The following is a 26,437-nucleotide window of genomic DNA, read 5'->3' on the forward strand; positions in this document are numbered from 1 at the left end:
GCTCGCCGTACGACGCCCGATGCCAGACGCCGACGGTCGTCCGAACGTGTTGTTCGTCCTCACCGATCAGGAGCGCTACGACTACTCCGCGCCCGACGGCCCGTCCGTCGAGACACCCACGATGGATCGGCTCTCGGACGAGGGGATGCGTTTCGAGCGGGCCGTTACTCCGATCAGCATCTGTACGAGCGCTCGGGCCTCTCTCCTGACGGGGCTGTTCCCCCACGGTCACGGGATGCTGAACAACAGCCACGAGGCCGACGCGATTCGGGCGAACCTGCCGGCGGAGCTGCCGACGTTCTCCGAGCTGCTCGCCGAGTCGGGGTACGAGCTCACCTACACGGGCAAGTGGCACGTCGGCGACGACCAGACGCCCGAGGACTTCGGTTTCTCGTATCTGGGCGGCAGCGACGTACATCACGACGACATCGACGAGGCGTTCCGCGAGTACCGCGAGGAGCGCGGGACCCCCCTCGAGGAGACCGAGCTCGAGGACGAGATCTATACCCGCGGCGGCGAGGAGTCAGGAACCTTCGTCGCCGCGACGACGCCCGTCGACGTCGAGAACACCCGAGCCTACTTCCTCGCCGAGCGGACGATCGACGCGATCGAGGCCCACGCCGAGGACGACCGCGAGGAGCCGTTCTTCCACCGGGCGGACTTCTACAGCCCCCACCACCCCTACGTCGTCCCCGAGCCGTACGCCTCGATGTACGACCCAGCAGAGATCGACCGCCCCGACAGCTACGCCGAGACGTTCGACGGGAAACCCCGAGTTCACGAGAACTTCCTGCACTACCGCGGCGTCGCCGACTTTGACTGGGAGACCTGGGCCGAGGCGGTCGCGAAGTACCGCGGGTTCGTGACCATGATCGACGACCAGCTCGAGCGGATCCTCGACGTCCTCGAGGATCACGGACTCGAGGCGGAGACCGCGGTGGTCCACGCCTCGGATCACGGCGACTTCGTCGGCGGCCACCGCCAGTTCAACAAGGGGCCGCTGATGTACGACGACACCTACCGGATCCCATTGCAGGTGCGCTGGCCGGGCGTCGTCGATCCCGGCACGGTTTGTGAGGACCCCGTCCACCTCCACGATCTGGCCGCGACCTTCCTCGAGATGAGTGGTCTCGAGATTCCGGAGTCGTTCCACTCGCAGAGCCTCGTTCCCCTGCTCGAGGGCGAGGATCCCGAGGAGCGCCCCGACTCCGTCTTCGCGCAGTACCACGGCGACGAGTTCGGGCTCTACACCCAGCGGATGGTCAGAACGAGGCGGTACAAGTACGTCTACAACGGCCCCGATATCGACGAACTGTACGATCTCGAGGGCGATCCCGCCGAGCTGCAGAACCTGATCGACCACCCCGGCTACGCCGACGTTCGCGAGGCGATGCGGGAGCGACTGGTTGACTGGATGAACCGGACCGACGACCCGAACCGGAAGTGGGTGCCGGACGTCCTACGAGAACGGGACTAACAGGACCTATCGCCCAACCCGGAAGCGTACGTTTACGGTCTCGAGGCCGGTAGGCACGCCCATGACCGACGGACCGATCGCGACGGAGGGGAACCGATGAGCCGATCCGGACGCGACGAACCGGACCCCGAGGAGCTCCGCGAACAGGCCGCCGAGAACGAGGCGATCGCCGACGCGCTCGAGGACCTCGTCATTGAACTGCGGGACGAGCCGGTCAAAGAGAGCCGACTCGAGGGGTTGTTCGACGAGGCGACGACCAGCGATCCGAGGATCTGGAACACCGTCACCGCCTTCATCGACGTCGAGGACGGCGACGCCGTCGTCACCGACGAGTCCAAACTCGCGGCGGGAAAGTGGGCGCCCGAGATCGTCGACGACTGCGATACGATGGTGACGATCGAGATCCAGCGCGGGCTGATGCCCGACGACTTCACGTACCAGGTCGGCCGCGAGCTCCAGGACCGGATCACGGAGTTCCGCGAGGACGCCGAGAAGAAACAACAAGAGGCCGCCGACCTCGAGACCGACGGCAACGGAGGATAACTCCTCGCGGCTGACGGCAACGAGTCGCGACAGAAGTATATCTGGTCGACGTGACGGTGGCGTATGTCCGAATTCGTCACGCCGCCACCGCTGGAACGGGGCGATCTCGTCGCCGTCCTCGCTCCCTCGAGCGGCGGGGCGCGGGAAGCTCTCCACGTCTTCGAACTGGGCCTCGAACGGCTTCGCAACCGATTCGATCTCGAGCCAGTCATCTACCCGACGGCCCGGCAAGGAAACGAGTTTCTGGTCGCCAACCCCCGCGCCAGAGCCGCGGACGTCCACGCTGCCTTCCGCGACCCCGATATCGGTGGAATCGTTGCGACCATCGGCGGCAGCGACCAGCTACGGATCCTGAAACATCTCGACCCGGACGTCCTCCGGGCTAACCCGACCCGGTTCTACGGGATGAGCGACAACACCGCCCTCCAGTTGTTTCTGTGGAACGCGGGCGTCGTCTCGTACAACGGCGCACAGCTGATGAACGAGCTCGGCGTCCCGGGCGAGCTGCCCGCCTACACCGAGCGGTACTGCCGGCGCGCGTTCTTCGAGGAGGACCTCGGCCGGCTCGAGCCCGCCCCGGAGTGGTCCGACGAGCCCTCAACGTGGTGGACCGATCCCTCGGCGATGGATTCGCCGCCGGCATACGAGCCGAACCCGGGGCGACGGTGGGCTAGTGGGACCGACGCCGCCGAGGGCCGAACGTGGGGCGGGTGTCGCGCGATCGTCGAGTGGTTCCTGGCAACCGATCGGTTCATGCCTGCACCGAGTGCTCTCGATGGGGCGATCCTGTGTCTCGAAACCGCCGAATCGATTCCCGGCCCCGACACTGTCGGCGGGACTCTCATGTGTCTCGGCGAGCGCGGGTTGCTCGAGCGGTTCGACGGCGTCGTGATCGGTCGTCCCCCGACCCGGAGCTTTCTGGAGGAACCGCCACAGGAGCAGCGGGAGCGCTACCGTGACCGACTCTACGAAGAAATCGTCGAGCAGGTTCGGCGGTACAACCCCGAGGCGCCCGTCCTGCTGGGTCTCGACTGGGGCCATACGACCCCGATCGCACCACTACCGATCGGAGGTCGTCTGGAACTGGATCCGGGGTCAGAAACCGTTCGGTGTCGGTGAACGACGCCGATCACTCGGATACGACGTCCTCGCGCTCGAACCCGTCGTCCTCGCGCCAGCGCCAGGACCCGATCTCGAATGGGTCGAGCGAGACGATGACGTACGACCGATCGGGCCAGGTCGCGTCGGCCGTGTCGGTCTCGCTGGGGTGGGGTGGGCCCTGCGGGTGGGAGTGATAGAAGCCGACGATCTCCTCGCCCCGATCCTCGAGGCGATCGAAGATCTCGAGCTGTTCCTCGGGGTCGATCCGGTACCGGGTTCGGGGGTGGTCGGCGATGTTCTCGGCGGCGTACTGGGACCGGACCTCGCTTCGACCGTTCGACTCGTACTCGCCCCCGAGGACGCCACAGATCTCGAGCGGCGTCCCGTCACGAGCTCGGTCGACGATCTCGTCGCGAACGCTTTCAGGGAGTACCAGCACGGCTACGGGGTCGGATCTGCTTGCGGCTCGATTGACGAATCGTTCGTGTCCGTCTCGAGGCCCTCGAGGTCGTCGAACGGAACGGCGACCGACTCGGGCGGGCCGTCGAATCGCTCCGGTTGGACGATCGGCGCGAGCGCCTCGAGGGTGTCGACGAGGCGTGGTCCGGGGCGGTTGAGGTAGTGGTGGCCGTCCATCGCCCACACTCGATCCTCGCGGACTGCCGCGAGCTCGTCCCACCCCTCGCGGGCGGTGAGATCCGCCCGATTCGCCGCGGTCTGCTCGAGGTCGAACCCACAGGGCGCGACGACCACGAGTTCGGGATCGTACTCGAGGATTTCCTCCCACTCGCGTGGCGTCGAGCGCTGGCCGACGTCGGCCAGCCCGTACTCGCCGCCCGCCCAGTCGACGAGTTCGGCCGTCCAGTGGCCCGCGATCATGACAGGGTCGGTCCAGTCGAAGATGGCGACCCGGGGTTGCTCCTCGCTCGCGATATCGGCCGTTTGCTCCCGAACGGAATCGGTTCGGTCCTCGAGCTCCGCTCGAACCGCTCGAGAGCGCTCCTCGCGACCTGTCGCACGGCCGATCCGCTCGAGGTCGTCCAGCACGTCCTCGACGGTGTGGGGGTCGACCGTCAGGACGTCGGGATCGGCCTCGATGCGATCTACCGCGTCGGCGATCACCGCCTCGTCGACCGCACAGACGTCGCACATTCCCTGCGTGATGATCAGGTCCGGCTCGAGCGCCTCGAGCAGGTCGACGTCGACCTCGTAGACGCCGTCGTCGGTCTCGCCGATCTCGAGGACCTGGCGGTCGATCTCCTCGCTCGAGGCATCGGCATCGACGCGGGAACGCGTGATCGACGGCAGCGACGCGACGCGCTGCGGATAGTCACACTCGTGGGAGACGCCGACGGGGTCGAGATCCAGTGCGGCGACGAGCTCGGTCGCCGATGGAAGCGTCGTAACGATTCGCATACCTCCCGTAGGAACGGCAGGATCAAAAGCTGCGGCCCCGGCGAAGCGACAAAATCAGTACTCGCCGAGATCCCGCTCGGAGTTGTCGCCGAACTCGTGGTCCGGGTCCGCCGAGTCACCCGGCTGTTCGGTCGGATCGTCCTCGATGTCGATCGTCGTCTCCGAGGATTCCTCGTCGATGTCGAACTCGTCGGTCTCGAGTTCCTCCCCGTCGACGCCGACGCTGCCGTCGGTGATCTCGATGGTGACGCCGTCGTGGTCGCGCTGGCGGCCGACCATCTTCCCGGTCGCGGACTCGACCTCGTCGTTGACCGCCCAGACGAATCGCAAAACCGTCTCGAGTTCGGCGCCCGCCTGCTGGATTCCCCGTTCGGCGGGGAGCTCGCCGAGGCTCTGGGCGCCCTCGGGATGGAGGTACTGGACAGGATGATCGTTGGGTACTTCGCGGAGGTCGACGTCGAACGACCAGAGGTACGGCAGCAGCTGCACGGCGTACCCCTGCGGTTTCGGCGCGCGGCGACCCGCCGCGGTAAAGGCGAGGGTCAGCGCCGACGACTCTGCGTCGGTGTCGAAGTAGACGCCGTCGAAGCCGGGAATCGAGATGCGCATACCTGAGAGTAGGTCCGTTCGAGGGTAAGACTGGAGCCGGCACTCCCAGCCCCTTTTATTAGAAGCGATCCGCGAACTTGTCTCGCCGATTGATGTCGAGTTCGCTCACGCTCGAGTGGTCCTGGCTCGCGACGAAGCGGATTGCCTCGGCGACCTCCTCGGGCTCGCTGGCCTCGCTCTCGTCGAAGGCCTCGGCGAACGTCTCACCGCTGGTGGTCTCGAACTCCGAGCGGACCTCCGCGGGGTTGACGATGCTGACGCCGACGCCGTCGTCGCCGACCTGGGCCGCGACGCTCTTGGCGAACCCCCGGACCCACCACTTCGAGGCGGCGTAGATCGGGTTAAAAGAACGGGGATACTGCCCGGCGAAACTTCCGAGGAAGATCAGGTGGCCCTCCCGCTCGCGGACGTGGGGAATCGCCGCACGGGTCGCGTAGAAGACGCCGTCGACGTTGGTCTCCTGCATCGTCTCGTACTCCTCGGTGCTCATCTCGGCGATCTCGCTTCCCCGGGAAAGCCCGGCGTTGTTCACCAGGATGTCGAACCCGCCGAAGCGATCGACGGTCTCCTCGATCAAATCGTCGACGTCCGCTTCCTCGCGGACGTTCGTCGGGGCGACGAGCGTCTCGACGCCGTGTTCGGTCTCGAGGTCGTCGGCCAGTTCCTCGAGGTCGCCCTCGCTTCTGGCCGCGAGGACGACGTTCGCCCCCGCGTCCGCGAGCTCCCGGCAGGTCGCCGCGCCGATCCCCGCGCTCGCCCCGGTGACGATCGCCGTCTGCTGCTCGAGTTGGTCGGTCATCGTACCGGGTGGGACGGCCGTTACCCCCTAAGCGTTTCCGAAGGGTTCGAAAGTGTCCGGTTCGGGTTCGTGACGTCCTCCCACGACTGAAGTCGTGGGCTTCCGCTATGTTTGTGTCAGTACCCCTCGAGCTCGTACAGCTCGCCGTACTTTGACTCGACGTACTCGAGGAAGTAGTCGGCCGTGAGCGGTTCCCCAGTCGCGACCTCGATCAGCTCCCCGGTGGGGTAGCGCTGGCCGTGGCGGTGGACGTGCTCGGTCATCCACTCCCAGAGCGGCTCGAACTCGCCCTCGCGGACCAGGCCGTCGACGTCGAGGTCCTCGCGGATCGCGGCGTCGAGCTGGGCGGCCAACACGCTGCCGACGGTGTAGCCCTGGAACGCCGCGAAGCCGTACGACCAGTGGGTGTCCTGCAGGCAGCCGTCGGTGTCGGTCTCGGGGACGACCCCAAGGTAGTCGTTCATCTTCTCGTTCCAGACCTCGGGAATCTCGGCGACGTCGAGGTCGCCCTCGACGAACGCCCGATCGATCTCACAGCGGAGGATGATGTGGAGGTGGTAGGTGAGCTCGTCGGCCTCGACCCGAATCAGGTTCTCCGGGTAGATCCGATTGACGGCGGCGTAGGCCTCGTCGACGGTGACGTCCTCGAGGTGGGGGAACTGCGCTTTCATCGTCGGAAGGAAGAACTCACAGAACGCTCGCGTCCGGCCGACGTGGTTCTCCCAGAATCGCGACTGGGACTCGTGGACGCCCGAAGAGAGCGAGGCGCCCAGCGGGTTGCCGTACTCCTCTTTCGGGAGTCCGAGCTGGTAGCTCGCGTGGCCGAACTCGTGGATCGTCGCCATCAGGGCGTCGAGCGGGTCGTGGGCCCGGAACCGGGTAGTGATCCGGGCATCGAACTGGTTGCCCGACATGAACGGGTGCGGCGCGGTGTCGAGACGACCGTGTTCCTCGGGATAGCCGAGCAGGTCGACGACCTCCTGCGAGAGGGCCATCTGATCGTCCTCGTCGTAGGTGTACTCCGGATCCCGGAACGGCGACGGTAGCTCCCGGCCCTCGGCCTCGATGGTCTCGATCAGCGGAACGAGCCCCTCGCGAAGCTCGTCGAAGATTCCCTCGACGGTCTCGAGCGGAAGATACGGAAGACTGTCTTCGTACAGCACTCGATACGGGTTCGCGTCGGGCTCGATCGCCGCCGCCCGCTCGCGGTGGAGGTCGATCAGCTCCTCGAGTGCGGGCGCGAAGCGCTCGAAGTCGTCGTCGGCTTTCGCCTCCTGCCAGACCTGCTGGGTCTCGGCCTGGTGGGCCGCGAGCCGTTCGACCAGCGCTGCGGGAACCTCGGCGGAGCGGTCGTACTCCCGGCGCAGTTCGCGGACGACGGCAGCCTGTTCCTCGTTCAGGTCGACAGAGTCGAGCTCCTCGAGCCACTCGCCGACCTCGTCGTCGACCAGTAGCTCGTGACCCAGTCCCGACAACGTCGAAAGCTGGCCGGCTCGCGCGGGGGTTCCGCCTTCCGGCATCATCACCCGCTGATCCCAGCCCAGCGCCATCGAGGCCATCTGGACGTTCGTGAGCTTCTCGGAGCGCTCGAGGAGGGCGTGGTAGGCATCGGGTGCGTCAGCGGTGTCGTGGGTTTCGTCGGCGGTTGCCATGTTTCGGTTCGAAATACACCGGAGAGCGTACTAAACGCTCGGGTCGAGGCGACGGCCGGGCGAGCGATGAGTCGGGTCTGTCTGGTAGAGTTGAGAGCGGAATACTGGGCACAAATATCGGACGAGGTTCAGCTTGGCGTACTAGGGCCGAACCGACGGCGTGTCGTCTGCGGATCCGCCGAGAGACGTATGCGTGTAGGATTCCAATTCGGTTAGCTGCTGTTCACGAAGTTCTGTGGCCGTCAGATCCCCATCGAGCACTGCCTGAATCTGCTCGACCAACTGCCGACCGGCGAGCAACGCCGGGACGTTGACGTACAGTGCTCCTTCTTCGAGCAGGGAAAGCGCCGTCTCCTGGTCACGAGCGCGCAACACGACGTCGGGCTCGAGGTCGAGTCGCAGGATTCGCCGGGAGAGGGATTCAGCCTCGACCGTCGAGATCACGACGCGCGCGTCCCCGACATTAGCCTTCTCCCAGGTGTACGGTTCCCATGCGTCGCCGATGACGACGGCGTCACACTCGGCTCGCACCTCGTCCCGGCGAGCCGGATCGTTCTCGACGACGACGTACGGCCGGTCGCGTTCCTCGCAGGCGTCGACCAGCTTCCGTCCGTGTCGACCGTAACCGAGGATGACGACGTGATCGGAGATGTCGTCGGGCACCTCGCTCCACGAATCGATCTTGTCGTGTCCGCTTTTGAGGACCCCGCGGTCGGATAGCACCTGGTAGATCCCGTCGCTGTAGTAGTTGGTAAGACTCGACGAGATCATCGTCACGGCTGCAGCGAGGATGATCGCGTCGAACACCGACTGGGTCAGCGCGCCGAGTAACAGCGCTTCGATCGCGATTATAAGCGCAAATTCGCTGACCTGGTCGGTGTTGAGGCCGGTCAGCGTCGCAGACCGGGCCTCGTAACCCTGGTAGAGCAGGATCGCCGTCGTGACCGCCGGTTTCACGACTGCCGTCAGGAACACGAGCACACCGGCGATGAGGACCTTATCGACGGAGGCGGCCCAGCCGACCTCGACGAACGGCCAGACGACCAGTGCCCCGATCGTCACGAAGAAGATCGCGACGAAGAAGTCCCTGATCGACTGGAGGCCGTTGACCAGGCCGAGATGCTCGATGGGGTCGTGACGGATCGCGAGGCCGGCGGCGAAGGCACCGACGACGATGGAGACGTCCGCGAACTCCGCCGCACCGATAAACAGTGCGAGCAGCGAAACGGTTCCGAGGATCATGAGCTCGGACGACTCTCCCGCGAGCCGTCCGATCGCGTCGAACAGGAACCGATTGACGAGGACGGCGGCGATGAGTAACGCGAGTCCGTACCCCAACATCTCCGCGATCGGATCGGCAGCAAGCACGCCGGCACTCAGGACGAGCAGCAACAGGACGGCGAGCAGGTCCTGCAGGAACTGGATCGATTCGGCGACCCGTCCGTGGACGAGGTCCATGCCGATCTCGGCTTGCAACAGGGCAGTTCCGACGATCGTCGACGAGAGTGCCGCGGCGATACCCAGGTAGAGCGCCTCGGAGAGCGGCACCCCGAACGCGACGCCGGCCCCGATGCCAAGCCCACCAACGACGAGGATCTGTCCGAGGGCGGCGGTCTCGCTGTCGACCAACACCGACCTGACCGACGAGAGCTCGATCCCGACGCCGAACGTGAACACGAGCAGCGCGATCCCGTACTGGGCGAGTTCGAGCGTGAGCGCCTCGTCGATCCCGAACCGGTCCATTCCGATCCCGGCGACGATCCCCGCGAGGATGAAGAACGGAACGGTCGGCAGATCGAACCGGTTTGCGACCACGAGGAACGGCCCCATAACGATGAAGATGATCGAGACCGCAGTGAGCAGCTCACTCATCGGGCTCACCTCCGAGCAAGTGGATATCCGGAATCGATTTTTCGCTCCGTAACAGTTCGACGTCGTCGTCGATCGATGCCTCGAGTGCCTCCGTTTCGTCGAGATACGCCCGGAGGTACTCCGCGAGCTTGTTACCGGACAGGTAGGCCGTCATGAGCACACAGTGAGCACCGCTGTCGTAGAGATCGCGCGCGTCCTGAACCCGATCCGCCTCGAGGAAGACGGCCGTCTCGTCGCCGACCTCCCTGAGCAACGCCTTGTTCACCGCTGGATCAGCCGACGATGAGAGGACCAAGTCCGCCCGTTTCAGCGCCGCGTCCTTTCGAATCGTTGCTTTGCGGGCGTCGCCGTACACTGCGTCGTATCCGTCCGCTTCGAGCGTGTCGATGTGGTCGACGCGTCGGTCGATGACGACGATATCCTCGTAGCGGTCCGCGAGGATCGGCAGGGCGTTTCGGGTCATGTCGTCGTAGCCGACGACGACCGCGTGGTCACGGTACTCCCGCGTGCTGGTTTCGAACGTTCCCTCGCTCGTCACCCGCGAGAGCGTCGGCTCGAAGCGATCGAACAGCGGATGTCTGAACTCGATGAAGTACACCGAGACGGCCATCGTGAAGATCGCGAGCAGCGTTACGAAGCCGAGCACCTCCGCGTCGACGAAGCCGGCCGTCTGGGCGACGGCTATGACGATGATGCCGAATTCGCTGACCTGGATCATGTGGATGCTGCCGAGGAACGTCGTCTCGGTGTCGAAGCCCTGCCAGTCGAGCAGATACATGAAGACGAGGAACTTGATCGGGATCAGCACCAGTGCGGCGACGATCGCTTCCTGCCAGTAGGCGAGCAGTTGTGCGGCCTCGAGGTCGAGCGCGACCGAGACGAAAAACACCATCACGAACAGGTCGGTCAGTGGGTTGATTCTGTCCTGGAGTTCCTTGCTAGAGGACAGCTGTGCGATGGCGACCCCAGCCATGAACGCGCCCATCTCGATCGAGAGGTACGCCTCGATGCCGAGGGGTGCAAGAAAGAGGTTGATGTTGTCCGAGACGAAGACGAAGAGGAACGCCCACGAGAGGGCGACTAGGAAAAACACCTCCTTGTTGTCGGCGATCCGGCGGAAGAGACGTGGCAGAACGGTCCGCGAGGCGGCAAGCGCCGCGATCGTTACGAGCGCGACGAGGACGAGCACGACGCCGAGCGTCGTCGCGACCTCGGCGAGGTCGTCCGGCTGTCCGGCCGCGAGCACGGCCAGGATGATGACGACGACGATGTCCTGAACGAGCAACACACCGACGTCGACCTTGCCGTGGAGCGACGTCGCCTCGTCGTTGTCGTTTAACATCTTGATGACGACCGCCGTCGAGCTGTAAATTACTGCGAGCCCGATCAGGAACGACTCGACGGGTCCGAACCCGAGCGCGAACGCGACCCCTGCGCCCGCGAGAAAGATCGCGATCATCTGAGGGATCGAAATCTTGACGATCGGCGAGAGGACGTGCTGGATCTCGTCGATTCGCATCTTGATCCCGAGCAGGAAGAGCAGGAACGCCAGTCCGAGTTCGGAGAGCAATTCGGTGAGTTCGCCGACCTCGACGAGCCCGAGGGCCGCCGGCCCGATCACGATGCCGACGAGGATGTAGGCGATGATCGTCGGCTGGCCCGTCTGTTTGGCGACGAAGCCGGCGAGCGTCGCACTCAAGAGGATAATGGCGAGGTCAACGGTAAGCGCCGCCTCAGTGATCATGCTGCTCGAACGATTCGAACGGCGTGGATTAACGGTGTCGAAACTCCCGACACGTTCGCGTTGGTCCTCCGGGAGGTCGGACAGCCCTCCCGTGTAGTGGTGGGTGGGGTTCTGGTTCTGCGTCAGAGCTTGCAGGAACAATACCCACAGTGTCCAGATTCGCGGCCAATCAGAACCCACGGCTCCGAGAACGGTTCCGGACTCCGCAGGCGACGTCCCCTCACGGGCGGTTCGGAGTGTCCCATTCCTGCCGGATGGACACTACCGGCGGAATCGATTGCTGTGTACCCATCTACTCTGTACAGAACACTCGTCGCTTACTCGAAAAGGAAGAATCAATCCCCACAACCGGTCTCAGTACTCCTCGAGGTCGTACAGCTCGCCGTACTTCGATTTCACGTACTCGAGGAAGTAGTCGGCCGAGAACTCCTCACCGGTCGCCTCTTCGATCAGGTCAGGTGTGGTGTACCGGCAGCCGTGCTGGTGGATCTGCTCGCGCAGCCAGCCGTTGAGCTCGTCGAACTCTCCCGCTCGAATATCGTCGTCCAGATCGCCGAGGTCGTCCTCGGCGGCGGCGTACAGCTGGGCCGCGAGCACGGAGCCGAGCGAGTACGTTGGGAAGTAGCCGAAGGAGCCGTGGGACCAGTGGATGTCCTGCAGACAGCCCTCCGCGTCGGTTTCGGGCCGGACGCCGAGGTACTCCTCGTACTTGTCGTTCCAGACTTCGGGGACGTCCTCGACAGCGAGATCGCCCGAGATCAGGTCGCGTTCGATCTCGAAGCGGATCACGATATGGAGGTGGTAGGTGAGTTCGTCGGCCTCGACTCGGATGAGGTTGTCGTCGTACACCTGATTGGCGGCCTCGTAGGCCTCTTCGGGAGTTGCGTCCTCGAGTTCCGCAAACCGGTCGGCGACGGTTGGCAGGAACTGCTCCCAGAACGGCTGCGAGCGGCCGACGTGGTTCTCCCAGAGGCGGGACTGGGACTCGTGGACCGTCAGGTCGCGGGAGTCCCCAAGGGGGGTGCCGTAGGCCTCGTCGGGAAGTCCGAGCGTGTAGTTGGCGTGGCCGAACTCGTGGATCGTCGAGGTCAGCGAACCCAGCAGGTCGTCCTCCTCGAAGCGGGTGGTAACGCGGGCGTCGAACTGCGTGCCCGACGAAAACGGGTGCGGTGCGGTGTCGAGTCGACCACGACCCCAGTCGTACCCCAACGCGTCGAGGACGTCGCGAGCCAGCGCCTCCTGATCGTCGTCGTCGAACTCGCCGGCGAAGGTGTCGGTCGCGAGGTCGGCATCGGTATCCTGGATCGCGTCGATCAGCGGCACGAGCTCCTCGCGCAGGCGCTCGAGTACCCGTTCTGCGGTCTCGAGGTCCAGGTAGGGCTCGTAGTCGGCGAAGAGCACGGCGTAGGGGTCGGCGTCGGGGTCGATGTGCTCAGCGTACTCCCGCTTGAGTTCGACGAGCTTCTCGAGGGTCGGCGCGAACTGCTCGAAGTCGTCTTCCTCCTTGGCCTGTTTCCAGGTCGGGTGGGCGTTGGCGGTCGTCTCGGAAATCTCCTCGACGAGCTCCTGCGGGACGCTCGTCTCTCGGTCGTACTGACGTCGTACTTCCCGGACCGCCGCCTGCTGTTCGTCCCCGAGTTCTGCGGACTCGAGGGTCTCGAGCAGGTCGCCGGTCTCGTCCGCCGTGAGCAGCTCGTGGCTGATCGAGGACAGCGCCGAGAGCTGCTGTGCGCGGGCGGGCGTCGCCTCCTCGGGCATGACGACCTCCTGATCCCACCGGAGGATCCCGGCTGCGTTGCCGACGTTCGAGATCCGCGTAATTCGCTCTTCGAACTGATCGTAGGCGTCGTTCTGGTGCTCGTTCTGGACCTGATCGGTTGCCATTGGCTGGCAATACTTACGGGAGTGCCATCAACGTCGTGGTTCCGGAACCGACTCGCCGTGGCGGTTCGAGTTCAGTTCCCGGAAAAACGTTCGAGAATGATACACCTGTGGGAACTGCAAGCCACGGACTGTTTGTCGAGACTGGTGAGTAACGTGATGCAATGGTCGTCGCATCACTCGTCGTGTTCATCGTCAGTTTGCTCATCGGCGCCCTCGGGATCTTTCTCGGGGCGAAGTTCGTCGTGGACGTCGAGGACTACACCTACGCGTTCATCACCGCCCTCATCGGGGCGATCGTCTGGGCGGTCGTCGGGTTCTTCTTCGGGTGGATCCCGCTGTTGGGCCCGATACTGGTGTTCCTCGCGTACCTCGCCGTGATCAACTCCCGGTATCCGGGCGGCTGGATCGCAGCGCTCACGATCACCATCGTCGCCTGGCTGTCGGTGCTCGTCGTGCTGTACGTGCTCGCGTTCGTCGGGCTCACCGGGTTCGAAGCGGCTGGCGTCCCAGGTGCCTGACGTTGTACTCGCGGTGGATACGGCCCCTCTCGAGCGGAGAACTGCCGTGAGATCGGTTGAGCGTTCGGGTGTGGTACCGACCGCCCGTTCGAAGGAACGTTCGTGTACCCGTCGCCGCTAGCAGAGGAACCACACCCGGTGTCACTCCCCTCGACGGTGAAGAGTTATCCGGTTCGATCGCCAATTCGTGACCAATGGGACTGTTCGAGAAGCTCGGCCGGAAGGTCGGCGAGTTCACGCACGAGGCGAAGGAGGCGGCCGCCGACGAGGCGGGGTACCGCTGCGAGGAGTGCGGAAACACGTTCTACACCGAACAGACGTGTCCGGAGTGTGGCAGCGAGAACGTCACTGAACGCAACACGAGTACGGACGACGGAGACTCGGACGGCCGCGACGCCGCGGAACCGGCCAGTGACGAGGAATCCGATCCTTCGACCGGTTCCGCCGACGGTTCCTCGCCGACCGATGGGACCGACAACTCGCCGAACCAGGAGTGAGCTGTTACTGCGGCCATGTCTCGGCCGAACGACGGTAGAGATCGACGCAGCGTTCGAGCACCGCGATCGAGACGCTCTCCGTATCCGTGTGGGCCTCGCCGGGTTCCGAGGGACCACAGATCACACACTCCGTTCCGGCTCGAGCGAGCCAGCCGGCGTCGGTCGCGTGTGGCTTCGTCACGAGTTGCGGCGAGCCGGACTGGGCGCCGTCGGCTGCCTCGAGGACCGCCTCGGCGAACGCCTCGTCCCCACACTCCATCGGCGGCAGGTCCTGATCAATCGTCCACTCGACGCCCTCGAGTTCTTCGACCCGCTCGAGAGCCGCCCGCTCCCCGGGAACGGTCCGTTCGTCGACCGTTAGCTCGCAGCGGTCGGGAACCACGTTCATCGCCGTCCCGCCCTCGATCTCGGTGACGACGATGCTGCCGGCGAGCCGCTCGCCGGCCACCTCGACCGTCGGCGCCTCGAGATTCCGAACGCCGTCGACGGCGTCGCTCGCTCGGTAGATGGCGTTCTCTCCCGCTTCCTGTTCGCTCGCGTGGGCCCGCTCGCCTCGAGCGGTGATCGTGCTCCCGCGGCGTCCCTTGTGGGCGACGGCGACGTCGGTGACGCCGGGCACCGAGTACCCGGTCGATCCCTCGCCGACGATCGCGTAGTCGGGCGCGAACCCGTTCTCGATGGCGTGGCGCGCGCCAATCCCTCCGACTTCCTCGCCGACGAAGCTCGCGAAGACGAGTTCGCCGGCAGGGTCCGCATCGCGGAACGCGATCGCCGCCGCGGCGACCGCTCCCTTCATGTCCGCCGTTCCCCGACCGTACAGTCGACCGTCCCGTTCCTCGACGACGTACTCGTCGCCGCCCGCAACGACCTGCGACTCGGCGGGCGCGACGACGTCGTGGTGGCCCACGAGCGCGAGCGTCTCCTCGCCCACACCCTTCCTGGCGAGGACGTTGCCGACCTCGTCTCGAGTTACCTCGGCCGCGGTCTCGCGGCGGAGCCACTCCTCGAGCAGGTCGCCCGCGGCGGTTTCGTCCTCGTGGCTCGGAATTTCGACGAACTCTCGAGTCAGATCGGTAACCGACATGGATCGTCCTTTCATGCGAACTGTTGTAACTGTATGCCGGTGTAACCGCAGAACGGGCGTAGTTCCACCGGTACCGACGGCGACTGTCTGTATTTCCTTTGGGTAGGCGATTGTACAGTAGTCGTAATCGTTGTTGGAACCGGTACGGTCGTACGGCCCGCTGTGTCGAATTACCGAAACGACCACAGGAGAGTCCGTGGTTGCTCCGGAATTGACGTACAGCACCCCGTATCAGTCGTCGTCACTGGGGCTAGTGATATCGTACTCCGTGTGACACGGCTCAGGCGGTAGATCGATCGAGGGGTTGCCGTCGAGGAACCCTTCGGGTTTTAGCTCGAAACTCGCGATCTCGACCGGTAGCACGGGCCAGTCCTCGGCTCGAGGCACGTGGTTGACTCCCTGTGTGTACCAGACGACGAGGTCCTCGTCGACGAGCGATCGGTCCTGTTCCGTCCACTCGGGCAGGCCTGTCGTGTCGTCGTTCAGGTTCGGGTAATCGCCGGCGGCGAACCGTTCGCCGTCATCGTGTGGCGTCACCCAGAAGTTGTTCTGGATGAATCCCGACCGCTCTTTGTAACTCGAGGTCGGCTTCATCGGCGCCGAGACGTTCGTGTGGGGCTCGAGCTTGTAGCCACAGTTGCGTCCGTATGAGTTTTCTGTCTCACTGTTTGCGATCCGCCAGTATCGACCACGAAGGGGATCGATGTCCTGACGGGCCTCGTTCTCACGCTCGAGTAACGTCTCCTTGGCTCGGAATCCGTTCTTTCGGTTCCGTTCGCTGCCCGTCGGCTCGTTGTGGACTTCGTAAGCCCGCATTGGGCCGTCGTCGATGTCGAAGTCCAGCCGGAAATTAAAGAAGTGCTGGTGGATGGGGGCTTTCACCTGTGGTGCGACGATGGCGTACTGGCCGTACGTGTCCTCAGCGGTCTCTTCGGCCGGCACAACGCCGTTCGAGTCGATGCCGGTCAGTCGGACTTCAGCCTCGATACTCCCGTCGGGGTAGAAGTACCAGTAGAAGCCATAGTCGTAGTTGTACACCGTCGCAATAAAGGAGACAACGAGCCGACGTCGTCGTCGGACCTCGGTGTGGGGTTTGCGCTCTTCGGTGTGTTTCCAGAGGACGCCGTCGTCCTCCTCGTGCATACAGATCGCACTCTCTAAGGTCTCGGACCCGCCCTCGATGGTGTTCATCTCGACGTCGAAGTACTTCATGACGCCCAGACAGTCACAGCCCTCGGTGAGCCTGTTGGCCATCCGGCCGACGTGGTACTCGCCGATGTCGAAGGCGTTTTTCCAGGAGTGATTGGGGTCCGGATCGCCGTAGGGGACGGCCATCTCACAGGCCGACGCGCGATGGAGGACCGACCGGGACTCGTCGCCGTCGTCGAACGTGATATCGTGGAAGACGAGTCCCTCGCGGGCGGTCCAGCCGACGCGGAACTCCCAGTCGAGCCACTCAACGTTGTGGCCGTCGACTTCCCAGCTGGGGCCGTCGGGCTGGACGACATCTAAGTGCTCGAAGTCGTCGCGTGTTTCGACCCTGTCGGCTCGGTAGTCGGCGTCCTCCGGCGGCAGCGGATTCTCCGGATCCGGGACGCCGTTGTCCTCGATATCGACGATTTCCATCCCGTCTAGGTCGACGAATGCGAACAGTCCCTCTATCGGCCGTGCCCGACCGTTGTCGTTCTCGCTCGTCCGAATCCACGAGATCGCTCTGCAGAGCCGTTTCCCCTTGTGTTCTTCCGGTTCGAAGCCACTGGCTGACCAGGGGTCGACCATGACGAGATCGAAGTTCTCCACGCCGCGTTTCGCCGCCGCCTCCTGCCACTCTGGGTCGTTCTTGACGACTTCGCGGGCTTCCTCGATCTCTTCGGGCATCACTGCGGGCTGGGCGTCGGGCAGATGCTCCCACTCAAGGAGCGTCTCATCGGACAGCGAGACGGTCCCCTCGTAGGTCTCCGCGTCGACTCTAGCGACGACCGATGCCTCTCGGTCGAACGCGTCACCGGGTTCGAACGCCTTGACCAACTCCTTCGGCGGTTCGTTGAGGACGATGTTGTGGAACTGTATCTCGCCCTCGAGGTCGGTCTCCGCCCCGACAGTAGCAGCTACGGTTTCGATTTCGTCGGCAGTGAGCGGATCGAGCGGGTGATCGGGGGTTACGGATTCTCGTTGTTTGCTCATGGGTTGTGCCGGCCCGATCGCGGTGCTCGTGGTGGATCGGACCGATACGCGTCTTTCTATCGGGTGTTGTATTGGTGCTTGGTAACAACTCCCTAGTAGTAACCTAGAGGTCCTGTGGATCGGAGCCGCTGCTTCGAAACCGAGTCGTGTGCGTCTCCAGCTGTGTCACGGCCACCAGACAGGACTCGAGCCAGGACACCGGATACGCGTGTCTCGCTCTCGGACGCAAGATGGGCGCCGAGATGGCGAATCGTCGTCACACGAACGACACGACAACTCCGCTCGAACTCTCTTTCTCGGACTCCTCGCGTCGATGTTTTAATTATAGGTTTTTGGAAGTATATTTTTCGTACAGGTGTGTGAATACTTGACGAAGTCTTAACTCGATCGTCGTTGCCGTACGGGGTATGGAGCGACGGGTGATAATGTATCTCAAGGAGATTGGATTGTGCGAGTACGAGGCGCAGTCGTACGCGTGTCTCCTTCGGCAGGGTGTATCGACCGCGCAGGAAGTATCCGACGGTGCCGACGTTCCACAGCCACGTGTCTACGATGCGCTCGACGAACTCTCACAGAAGGGGTTCATCGACGTCCAGCCCGGCCGACCGAAGAAGTTCGGCCCCATCGAACCTGACACCGCGATCGACCGGTTCAAACAGTACAAACAGCGCCAGTACGACGAGCAACTGGCGGAGATCCAGCGCCTCGGCGAACAGCTCGCCGAGACAGTCGATACCGAAACGTGCTCTCCGGACCAGCCGGACGTCTGTTGGACCTATTCCGACCGTCACCGCATCCTGGAAAAGCTGTCCGAACTGACGCGTTCGACGACCTCAGAGATCCGAATGATCACGACGCCGATCAGCTTCGAGCGGATCCTCAACCACCACGCCGAGGAACTGGTACGGAAGGCCGACGACGGAACGACGATTCAGGCGATCGTTTCCGAGGACGGTACGATCTCACCCGCCGTCTACGAACGCGCTGTGGAGTTCATGGACATTCGACGCGCCGAGACCATCGAAGGACGGATCTATCTCTACGATACGACGCACGTGTTAGTCGCGTTCCCCGTCAGCGACGCCGACGGCTACGCCGCAATATCTACCACAAGCGACACTTTGTACCGAACACAATCCCAGCTGTTCGATCTGCTCTGGACCAACGGCCGAGAGGCGGATCGCCGCTCTGCCGGCCCCGTTCGAGCGGAGGACGACGCTGTCTAGGATCCCTCGGATACCGTCGGGTCCCGGGCTACGATGACGCCAGCCAGTAGGTTTCACGACAGCGTCGCAGGACCCCGAATCGAATCCGTCTTCGCGTGTATCATCGCCGAGCTCTACGGTACCCGAATTGTGAAGACCACAAGGCGGCTCTCGAGGTGGTTGCCAACTACTTCGAAGTCGGTATACTGAGCCAGCAGATTCGCTCGACGGCGTTGAGCACGCAGTATCGTGTCCTCGTCAGGGCCGACCTCAGTTGTGTGGACCACGGTGCTACGTAGCTGCAGCCGGCTGTGCGAACTATTTCTGCCGGCCACGTATCCAGCATCGTTCCAGCGGACCTTCGCGGCGGTTTCGTGCCGGAGCTACGGCTCGAGGACGTTGCCGATGGCAGTCTCGTCCTCGTAGCTCGAAACCTCGACGAGCTCTCGAATCAGATCAGTAACCGATATGAACTGTCGTTCCTCGGCTGGACAGTTGACTACACCGTAGCCGGTCGCTGGTTCGGCGAGCAGTCGACACCGTAGTCGTGGAATCGTCTGACACCACCCCTTCATATGCTTGAACACCCTTATTGGCGTTCGGAACCCAGTATCCGGTATGAATGTCGTGCCGGATACGAGCGTGGTCATCGACGGCCGCGTCTCGGCGACGATCGAAGACGGGCAGTTCGAGGGAGCGACGATTTCGGTGCCGGAAGCCGTCGTCGCGGAACTCGAGGCGCAGGCCAACGACGGGCTCGACAGCGGCTGGGACGGGCTCTCCGAGCTCCAGCGGCTCGCCGACCTCGCCGACGAGGGCGCGATTTCGCTCGAGTACGTCGGCGACCGGCCGAACGCCATCGAGCGCGGTCACGCCTCGGAGGGCGAGATCGACGCCCTGATCCGCGACCTCGCGGAGGAGCTGGGGGCGACGTTCCTTACGAGCGACATCGTCCAGGCCGAGGTCGCCCAGGCGAAGGGTCTCGAGGTCGAGCACGTCTCGCCGGAGGTCCGGGAGGTCGGGACCCTGACCGTCGAGGAGTTCTTCGACGACGGGACGATGAGCGTCCACCTGCGGGCCGGCGCCGTTCCGAAGGCCAAGCGGGGCGAACTCGGCGAGATGCGGTACGAGGAGATCGCCGACGAACCGCTCGACGAAGAGACGATCGACGAATACGCCCGCGAGATCGTCGACGGCGCAAAGGAGTCCCACGACGGCTTCATCGAGCTCTCGGAGCCGGGGATGAAGATCGTCCAGTTCCGGGACTACCGGATCGCCATCGGTCGCCCCCCGTTCTCGGACGGCATCGAGATCACCGCCGTCCGCCCGATCGCCCAGACCGACATCGATGACTACGAGAACGCCGACGAGCTCAAAGAGCGACTGCTCGAGCGCCAGCGAGGCGTCCTCATCTCGGGGGCGCCGGGCGCTGGGAAGTCGACGTTCGCCCAGGCGGTCGCCCGCTTCATTTCGAACAACGACTACGCGGTCAAGACGATGGAGAAACCGCGAGACCTGCAGGTCGGCCCCGAGATCACTCAGTACACCGAACTGGCCGGCGAAATGGAGAAGACCGCCGACGCCCTGCTGATGGTCCGGCCCGACTACACCATCTACGACGAGGTCCGCAAGACCGACGACTTCGAGGTCTTCGCGGACATGCGCCTGGCTGGCGTCGGGATGATCGGGGTCGTCCACGCGACCCGACCGATCGACGCGCTCCAGCGGCTGGTCGGCCGAGTCGAACTCGGCATGATCCCCCAGGTCGTCGACACCGTCGTCTACATCGAGGCCGGTGAGGTCAACACCGTCTACGACGTCAGAACGGAGGTCAAGGTCCCCGCGGGGCTCACAGAGGAGGACCTCGCTCGACCCGTCATCCAGGTCACCGACTTCGAGACAGGCGAACCCGACTACGAGATCTACACGTTCAACCGACAGGTCGTCACCGTCCCGCTCAACGACGACGAGGGCGGCCCCGGCAGCGAGTCGGGCGTCGACCGCATCGCCAAACAGGAGATCGAACGCGAGATCCGCTCGGTCGCGCGAGGGTACGTCGACGTCGACCTCAAGAGCCAGGACAAGGCAGTCACTTACGTCGAAGAGGACGATATCTCGAGCGTGATCGGCAAGGGCGGCGGTCGCATCACCGACATCGAGAACCGCCTCGGGATCGATATCGACGTCCGGACCCACGACGAGAACCCGAACTACGGAGCCGGAAGCGGCGGTAGCGGTGGCGGAGCCGGCGGAAACGCCGCGGGCTCCCAGCCCGGCGAAATGGTCACGCCGGAGATCACCTCGAGACACATCGTCATCCCCGTCGACGGCAGCCACGGCGAGACCGTCGAGGTCCAGGCCGGCGGCGACTATCTCTTCACCGCGACGGTGAGTCGCGGTGGCGAGATCCAGGTCTCGCGAGGGAGCGCGATCGCCGACGACCTCGAGCAGGCGATCGACCGCAAGGACCCGATCACGGTCGTTCCCTCGTAGTCGTTCCGCGAGCAAACGAGAGCGTAGCGAAACGCGCTGCGAAAGGACGAACAGGTACCATCCGTGAGTCAGTAAGCGAGCGGCCGAGACGGGTACCTATCCTTCGAACTCTTGGCTTTGATGATACGGACCGCTGTTCGTAGATGGAAATTGAGTCTTTTCGATTGCCTCAGAGATATTGAGACATATGGACAGATCCAGCGCTATTCGGTCGTGTCATGACCACCCATACGGGAGAGTACTAGCTGTATAACCGTAAAACACTTAACGGAGACAAATGTCTGGTTATCTGTAGATCAACACTACGTGATTCAACTATGGGTGCTAAAAGAAAAACGTTCATCTACTCTGAGCTCGAGAACGGTGTTGGACCCTTTATTACTGATCGGGACGCCCTCGAGGCCGTTCGGGACCGGATCACCGACGACATTCGCCAGACCGTCGCCGACGCCGGTGCGGACGGTATCGTCGTCGCGATGAGCGGCGGGATCGACTCGACAGTGACTGCCGCGCTGGCCGTCGAGGCGCTGGGAAGCGACCGAGTGCTTGGGCTCGGGTTACCCTGTCACAAGAGCGACCGGACACAGGTCAACGAGGCCCGAACGATCGCCGACGGACTCGGCATGGAGTTCCGCGAGATCCAGCTCCAGCCGCTGCTGGGAGCCTTCGAGGAGACGATCGGGGCCGAGTTCGAGTCGGCGTCTGCCGAGCGACCAAACGAGCGCAACCGCGCGGTCGGAAACGTGATCGCGCGACTGCGGATGTGCTGTGCGTACTACGCCGCGAACCGCGGCTCGCGGCTCGTCGTCGGAACGGCGAACCGCTCGGAGCTCCTGCTGGGCTACTTCACGAAGTACGGCGACGGTGCCGCGGATACGTATCCGATCGGCGACCTCTACAAGACCGAAGTCTGGGCGCTCGCCAAGCGACTCGGAGTTCCGAGACGCATCATCAGCAAGACGCCGACCGCCGGCTTCTGGGCCACCCAGACCGACGCCGGCGAGCTCGGCGCACCGTACGACGTCATCGATCCCCTGCTCTACCGTCTCGTCGACGAGGGCGAATCCCTCGAGGAGGCGGTTGACGCCCTCGAGATCGACCCCGGCCTCGCCCGCGAGATCGTCTCGCTGTTCGCCGAAACGGCACACAAGCGGACGACGCCGCACACGCCGGGAGTCGCGAGCCGCGAGGGATTCGCGTCGGTCGATCCCTGATCCCTACTCGAGGTAGACGTCCGGGTTTCGCCACCAGAACAGTCCCCAGGAGAGCATGAAGCCGACAGCCATCGCGACGATGTCCTGGACGATCTGGGGCAGACCGAGATCGACGATTGCGACCAGGACGATCGCCGAACCCAGCGCCGCGCCGGCGACGACGAACGCCAGGTCGCCGGCGATCCGCTCCTGTGATCGGTCCCAGTAGTGCTGGCGACTCTCGTCGTACCAGACGCCGACGTAGATCAACACCGGCGACATGAGCGTGATGACCGTGATCGACTGGTACGCCTCTGGCAGTCCCGCCGGAAACAACACGAGCTGGTTGAGTATCTGTGCCAGGATCGACATGACGAACAGTCCGGCCAGCAGCCACCCCCACCGCGGCAATCGCTCCTTGTCCATACACGGAGGCGATCACCACTGAAAAATAATCCTGCCGCTTCTGGTCTACTCCGCGCAGCAGGCGTCCTTCTTCGGGGATTCCTCGACGCCGCTGCCGTCGGCCGCAACGGGTTCCTCGAGGCGGTAGAGGCTCTGTCTGGCGTCCGCAAAGTAGATGTCCTCGTCGACGATGCCGATATCCTCGAGGCGCTCGAGGGCGTAACGGACGGTCCGAGCCGAGAGCATCGACTCCTCGACGATCTGTTTCTGCGTGAGCGGACCGTCGTACTCGAGAACCTTGAAAACGAGCTTCGCGCTCGGTGGCAGATCCTCGAGGTCCTCGCCGTCAGTCGCGGTCATATTACGTTTCGAAAGCTCCCAGTAGTATAAAAGTTGAGCCTTACAGGGACGGAGTTCGACATAATATATTGGCCACAAGGTGCGAGTAAAATGGTTCCATGGGTTCTATGCCGCAAAATCCCGACTATTTGACCGATCAGTCAGCCTGACCCGGGGACTCCTCAAAAACGGTCGTCGGGAGCGGGGATACCGGCCACGGCTCGGTCAGTGGCCGACTCAGATTCGTTCCCAGGCGTCGTCGTCGTCGGGATCCGGAAGTTCGCCGACCGACTCCTCGGCGGGAATCGCGGATCCGTCGCTCGTCTCCGCGGCCGTATTGCCGAGTTCGAGCTCCGGCCAGGCGGTTCGCTCCCATTTGCCGCGTTCGGAATGGTAGTAGACGACGTTATCGTTGACGACCGCGAACAGTCCGCGCTGTCGGTCGTGGACGACGCGTGCGTTCGTATCGATAGCGACATCGACGACGTCCTCGAGGGTATCGAGCTCGACGTGGTAGTCGCCGACCCACATCGGGATCGATCCCGCCGAGATCCACTCCGCGTAGCGGCGTTCGTGGACGGACCGGCGAGCCGAATCGGTGTCAACTGGCCGTCGCGTATGAACAACTCCGGCCCCACCGAGCGCAAGTAGTCCGAGCGCCGCCAGTCCGACGACGGCCGCCGCGTTCGGTGACTCCCCGACCTCGACCTGCGTCGTCTCGCTGTGATCGGTCGACTCTGCCAGCTCCGTTTCCTCGAGCCAGTAGGCGTCCTCGGTCAGCTCGAGCGTGCTCGACAGCGTCTGCTCGTCGGCATGGGTTCCCGTATCGTAGACGGCGACGATTTCGAGCACCGTTCGGACGGTTCCGACGTCATCGAACTCCGCTTCGACGTCAGCTCGTTCGGCCGCGAGCGAGTCGACGTCGATCGTCGTCTCCGACCGCGCGACGCCGTCCTCGATAGTTGCGGCAGTCCGTTCCTCTCGTACCGTCTCCTCCCAGAAGACCGCGTCCTCGTGTTCGGCCTCGTGGCGGACGTGGACCTCGTGGACGACCTCGGCGTCGTCACTCGGAACCGACGTCGCCGCACTGAGGGTCAGCTCCGGTGCCTCGGGCAGCGTGTAGACCGGATTCCCCTCGAGTTCCGTACCGGCCTCCCAGGGACCGTCCTCGACGATCGTCGCACTCGTCGTTACCTCGGTTGCGACGGTTTCCTGATCGACCTCCTCGGTCGTCGTCGACGTTCCCGGCGTCGCTGCAACCCAGCCGGCGCCGACGAGTGCGAGCACCCCCACGAGCGCGAGAGCGATCGCGAGGGATCGACCGCGATCCGCGATCACCAGATCCAGACGCGGGTTATCGATCACGCTCCCCTCCGCCCAGCGGCCTCCCCCGGTTTCCATCCCATGTTCGACCCCGAGTGTCCCTCGAGCGAACAGGTCGTTCGGGAGAACTGTTCATACATACGGCAAGAATCCCGATCGTGATAACGGTAGCGGCCCCGAACGCCTACCGCCACCGACGCAGTCGACGCCGAAGCCGCGTCGAGAGCGGGACGTGATCACCGGGGCTTCGGATCCGGAAGTCGCCCCGTCCAAACATGAGTATGACAGTCCCGACGACGATGCCAACGAGCACGAGATCGACGGCGGCGATCGCGGCGAGGGGATGGATTCCGTGCAACCAGACGAGCAGCGAAGGGGGAAGAACGGTCAGATAGCGGTACTCTCCGACGTGGCTGGTGTACTCGCCGGTCTCCTGGGGGGCCGATACCGACAGCGTCGTCGCGCTCTCCGAGCGGGGACCGAGCGTCTGCGATCCGGGCTCGGCCTCGAGTCCCCCGCCGGTTTCGTGGACGACGACCACCGGGGCGTAGCCGGCGTTTTCGACCTCTCGAGTCAGCTCGCCCGTCTCGCCCGGAGCCAGTATCTGGGGATCGTCGGTCGGCGACTCCGTGACGGCGACCTCGTACTCGTAGGTGCCGGCGGGAGCCACCATCGCTACGGTGGCCAGCGCGACGATCACGAACACCACGAGCGCGACGGTCCCCCAGAACGCGTAGACGTTCTCCCGGGAGGTCGACCGCACCGTCTCGCGTCGCGTAACACCCACTCGATCGAGGAGGATTCCCACGCCGAACAGCGCAACGCCGAGCCCGACCAGCGCCGAACCCATACCGTGGCTGTCGGCCGGCGAGACGCCGATAACCGACGCGACCGTCCCGTACGCCGACTCGAGGGCGCCCTGGACGCCCATTATGGCCGTTCCGAGGTAGGGGATCGTCACGACCTCGCCGCCCGGCTGCCAGGCGACGGCGACGATCTGCTCGTCGCTCACCGGTGGCTCGTCGCCGCCCTGATCGGTAAAGGGGTTGGCGTCACCGGCCGTCACGTACCCCTCAGGCGTCTCCTCGACGATTCGGTGGGTCGTCAGTTCGCCCCCGTGGAGCTCTTCGGCGTCGAAGACGACGACGTCGCCCTCGCTGGGCGAGCCGGCGACGGCGTCCGGTATGGCGACGAACCCGTCGCCGGCGTCCATTGTCGGCTCCATGCTCCCCGTCGCAACGTAGCCCAGCAGGATCGGCTGGCCGAGCACCTGCCCGACGACGAGCAGGGCGACGGCGAGAACGACGAGTCCGGCTATTATGTGGGTAACGACCGACCGCATCTCTATCCCTCATCTGTACTACTTATCATAATCTACCTACACAGTTCCGGAACGGAGAAATATCTGCGTCTACTAGCAGTAACACTCGTATTGTGGCTGCGACGGGTGTTAGCGTCGGTTCTCGATATCCTGGCCAAAGATCAAATTCCTCGTTGATCAGCGACGTTCGTATTCGTTACTCACCGGTCTCATCGGTCGCAGAAATGGAGACATCTTCAGGAATATCTTCTTCGTCGTTATTTCGAAGATCGAAAACAACGTCCAGAGTCACATCTGTGCTATCTGTTAGTTCTGGATCTTCGTCTCCCTCGAAGTACATTGCATGTTCTCCATTGTTGAGAAGGCCATCTCCGGTGTCTTCATCCTCAATATCGATCGAGTATTCGACGTTTGTCTCTTCTCCGTCATATCCAATTACGAGCGCGTCGTCGAACGTCGTCGTTGCGTCCTCATTGAGGTTATCGAGATCGAATTCGATGAGGTCATCATCTCCGCTCAGTGTTTCGCTATCGATCTCTAACTCCAGAAGCGCATCGCCATCACCTTCGGTACTGACGTCCACTGATCGATCCGCCTCAACTGTACTGAACGCGCCGGTGCCGAGTGCTGCGCCGCCGCCGGCGACGATCGTTCCGAGTCCGATGAGCGTGTTTCGTCGGTTGATTTTCATTATGAGTGTCTCCTATTGCCGCCGGCGACCGTGATCTCGAGCGAGGTCGCGGACGGTTCCTGTCTTGAACTATACGGCCCACGCACT

General features: G+C 63.9%; 24 protein-coding genes. 8 read left to right on the forward strand and 16 right to left on the reverse strand.

Annotated features, from left to right (window positions below; genetic code table 11):
* Nucleotides 1–19: 19 nt before the first annotated feature.
* The 3 genes from QA600_RS15360 to QA600_RS15370 all read left to right on the forward strand — a co-directional run bounded on the left by QA600_RS15360 (nt 20) and on the right by QA600_RS15370 (nt 3,139).
* Nucleotides 20–1,477, forward strand: coding sequence for a sulfatase-like hydrolase/transferase (locus QA600_RS15360; RefSeq protein WP_278292832.1), 1,458 nt, complete (start codon nt 20–22; stop codon nt 1,475–1,477).
* Between the two features lie 96 nt (nt 1,478–1,573).
* A complete protein-coding gene (locus QA600_RS15365; RefSeq protein ID WP_278292833.1) occupies nt 1,574–2,020 on the forward strand; it encodes a hypothetical protein in 447 nt (148 codons plus the stop codon).
* A gap of 63 nt (nt 2,021–2,083) precedes the next feature.
* Nucleotides 2,084–3,139: a S66 peptidase family protein gene (locus tag QA600_RS15370; RefSeq protein WP_278292834.1), complete on the forward strand. Its 1,056-nt coding sequence runs from the start codon at nt 2,084–2,086 to the stop codon at nt 3,137–3,139.
* Nucleotides 3,140–3,149: 10 nt separating this feature from the next.
* On the opposite strand, the gene QA600_RS15375 is transcribed toward QA600_RS15370, so the two are convergent.
* The 8 genes from QA600_RS15375 to QA600_RS15410 all read right to left on the reverse strand — a co-directional run bounded on the left by QA600_RS15375 (nt 3,150) and on the right by QA600_RS15410 (nt 13,097).
* Nucleotides 3,150–3,560: a desampylase gene (locus QA600_RS15375; RefSeq protein ID WP_278292835.1), complete on the reverse strand. Its 411-nt coding sequence runs from the start codon at nt 3,558–3,560 to the stop codon at nt 3,150–3,152.
* Nucleotides 3,561–3,562: 2 nt separating this feature from the next.
* A complete protein-coding gene (locus QA600_RS15380; RefSeq protein WP_278292836.1) occupies nt 3,563–4,537 on the reverse strand; it encodes an ABC transporter substrate-binding protein in 975 nt (324 codons plus the stop codon).
* 54 nt (nt 4,538–4,591) lie between these two features.
* A complete protein-coding gene (locus QA600_RS15385; protein ID WP_278292837.1) occupies nt 4,592–5,146 on the reverse strand; it encodes a hypothetical protein in 555 nt (184 codons plus the stop codon).
* Nucleotides 5,147–5,204: 58 nt separating this feature from the next.
* The gene (locus QA600_RS15390; RefSeq protein ID WP_278292838.1) at nt 5,205–5,945 is read right to left on the reverse strand and encodes an SDR family oxidoreductase; all 741 of its coding nucleotides are present in this window, start codon (nt 5,943–5,945) and stop codon (nt 5,205–5,207) included.
* Between the two features lie 116 nt (nt 5,946–6,061).
* The gene (locus QA600_RS15395; RefSeq protein ID WP_278292839.1) at nt 6,062–7,597 is read right to left on the reverse strand and encodes a carboxypeptidase M32; all 1,536 of its coding nucleotides are present in this window, start codon (nt 7,595–7,597) and stop codon (nt 6,062–6,064) included.
* A 141-nt stretch (nt 7,598–7,738) separates the two neighbouring features.
* Nucleotides 7,739–9,469 carry a cation:proton antiporter gene (locus QA600_RS15400; RefSeq protein ID WP_278292840.1) on the reverse strand — a complete coding sequence of 577 codons (1,731 nt, stop codon included), beginning with the start codon at nt 9,467–9,469 and terminating at the stop codon, nt 7,739–7,741.
* A complete protein-coding gene (locus QA600_RS15405; RefSeq protein WP_278292841.1) occupies nt 9,462–11,213 on the reverse strand; it encodes a cation:proton antiporter in 1,752 nt (583 codons plus the stop codon). Before QA600_RS15405 ends, QA600_RS15400 begins: the two co-directional genes overlap by 8 nt.
* A gap of 354 nt (nt 11,214–11,567) precedes the next feature.
* A complete protein-coding gene (locus QA600_RS15410) occupies nt 11,568–13,097 on the reverse strand; it encodes a carboxypeptidase M32 (protein WP_278292842.1) in 1,530 nt (509 codons plus the stop codon).
* A gap of 161 nt (nt 13,098–13,258) precedes the next feature.
* Here QA600_RS15410 and QA600_RS15415 point away from each other — a divergent pair, with 161 nt between their 5' ends.
* Both QA600_RS15415 and QA600_RS15420 read left to right on the forward strand, forming a co-directional pair.
* The gene (locus QA600_RS15415; RefSeq protein WP_278292843.1) at nt 13,259–13,615 is read left to right on the forward strand and encodes a hypothetical protein; all 357 of its coding nucleotides are present in this window, start codon (nt 13,259–13,261) and stop codon (nt 13,613–13,615) included.
* Nucleotides 13,616–13,809: 194 nt separating this feature from the next.
* Nucleotides 13,810–14,112 (forward strand): zinc ribbon domain-containing protein, encoded by a 303-nt coding sequence (locus QA600_RS15420; RefSeq protein ID WP_278292844.1) that lies wholly within the window; start codon nt 13,810–13,812, stop codon nt 14,110–14,112.
* A gap of 4 nt (nt 14,113–14,116) precedes the next feature.
* On the opposite strand, the gene QA600_RS15425 is transcribed toward QA600_RS15420, so the two are convergent.
* On the reverse strand, nt 14,117–15,196 hold the full coding sequence (locus QA600_RS15425) for a M20/M25/M40 family metallo-hydrolase (protein ID WP_278292845.1): 1,080 nt from the start codon (nt 15,194–15,196) through the stop codon (nt 14,117–14,119).
* 231 nt (nt 15,197–15,427) lie between these two features.
* On the reverse strand, nt 15,428–17,380 hold the full coding sequence (locus tag QA600_RS15430; protein WP_278292846.1) for a primary-amine oxidase: 1,953 nt from the start codon (nt 17,378–17,380) through the stop codon (nt 15,428–15,430).
* Between the two features lie 407 nt (nt 17,381–17,787).
* On the opposite strand from QA600_RS15430, the gene QA600_RS15435 reads away from it, so the two are divergent.
* A complete protein-coding gene (locus QA600_RS15435; protein ID WP_278292847.1) occupies nt 17,788–18,606 on the forward strand; it encodes a helix-turn-helix domain-containing protein in 819 nt (272 codons plus the stop codon).
* A gap of 362 nt (nt 18,607–18,968) precedes the next feature.
* Here the strand turns inward: QA600_RS15435 and QA600_RS15440 are convergent, their stop codons facing one another.
* Complete coding sequence (locus QA600_RS15440) at nt 18,969–19,235, reverse strand: hypothetical protein (protein ID WP_278292848.1); 267 nt, start codon at nt 19,233–19,235, stop codon at nt 18,969–18,971.
* On the opposite strand from QA600_RS15440, the gene QA600_RS15445 reads away from it, so the two are divergent.
* A complete protein-coding gene (locus tag QA600_RS15445) occupies nt 19,204–21,078 on the forward strand; it encodes a PINc/VapC family ATPase (RefSeq protein WP_278292849.1) in 1,875 nt (624 codons plus the stop codon). The two genes, QA600_RS15440 and QA600_RS15445, sit on opposite strands and share 32 nt — an antisense overlap.
* A 317-nt stretch (nt 21,079–21,395) precedes the next feature.
* On the forward strand, nt 21,396–22,292 hold the full coding sequence (locus QA600_RS15450) for an NAD+ synthase (protein WP_278292850.1): 897 nt from the start codon (nt 21,396–21,398) through the stop codon (nt 22,290–22,292).
* A 3-nt stretch (nt 22,293–22,295) separates the two neighbouring features.
* On the opposite strand, the gene QA600_RS15455 is transcribed toward QA600_RS15450, so the two are convergent.
* The 5 genes from QA600_RS15455 to QA600_RS15475 form a co-directional block, all read right to left on the reverse strand.
* Nucleotides 22,296–22,697 (reverse strand): hypothetical protein, encoded by a 402-nt coding sequence (locus QA600_RS15455; protein ID WP_278292851.1) that lies wholly within the window; start codon nt 22,695–22,697, stop codon nt 22,296–22,298.
* Nucleotides 22,698–22,742: 45 nt separating this feature from the next.
* On the reverse strand, nt 22,743–23,036 hold the full coding sequence (locus tag QA600_RS15460) for a winged helix-turn-helix domain-containing protein (RefSeq protein WP_005553305.1): 294 nt from the start codon (nt 23,034–23,036) through the stop codon (nt 22,743–22,745).
* 216 nt (nt 23,037–23,252) lie between these two features.
* Nucleotides 23,253–24,416 (reverse strand): DUF5305 family protein, encoded by a 1,164-nt coding sequence (locus QA600_RS15465; protein WP_278292852.1) that lies wholly within the window; start codon nt 24,414–24,416, stop codon nt 23,253–23,255.
* A gap of 106 nt (nt 24,417–24,522) precedes the next feature.
* A complete protein-coding gene (locus QA600_RS15470) occupies nt 24,523–25,680 on the reverse strand; it encodes a signal peptidase I (RefSeq protein ID WP_278292853.1) in 1,158 nt (385 codons plus the stop codon).
* A 175-nt stretch (nt 25,681–25,855) separates the two neighbouring features.
* On the reverse strand, nt 25,856–26,350 hold the full coding sequence (locus tag QA600_RS15475; protein WP_278292854.1) for a hypothetical protein: 495 nt from the start codon (nt 26,348–26,350) through the stop codon (nt 25,856–25,858).
* Between the last annotated feature and the right edge of the window lie 87 nt (nt 26,351–26,437).

The organism is Natronococcus sp. A-GB1 (assembly GCF_029688845.1).
Classification (GTDB): Archaea; Halobacteriota; Halobacteria; order Halobacteriales; family Natrialbaceae; genus Natronococcus.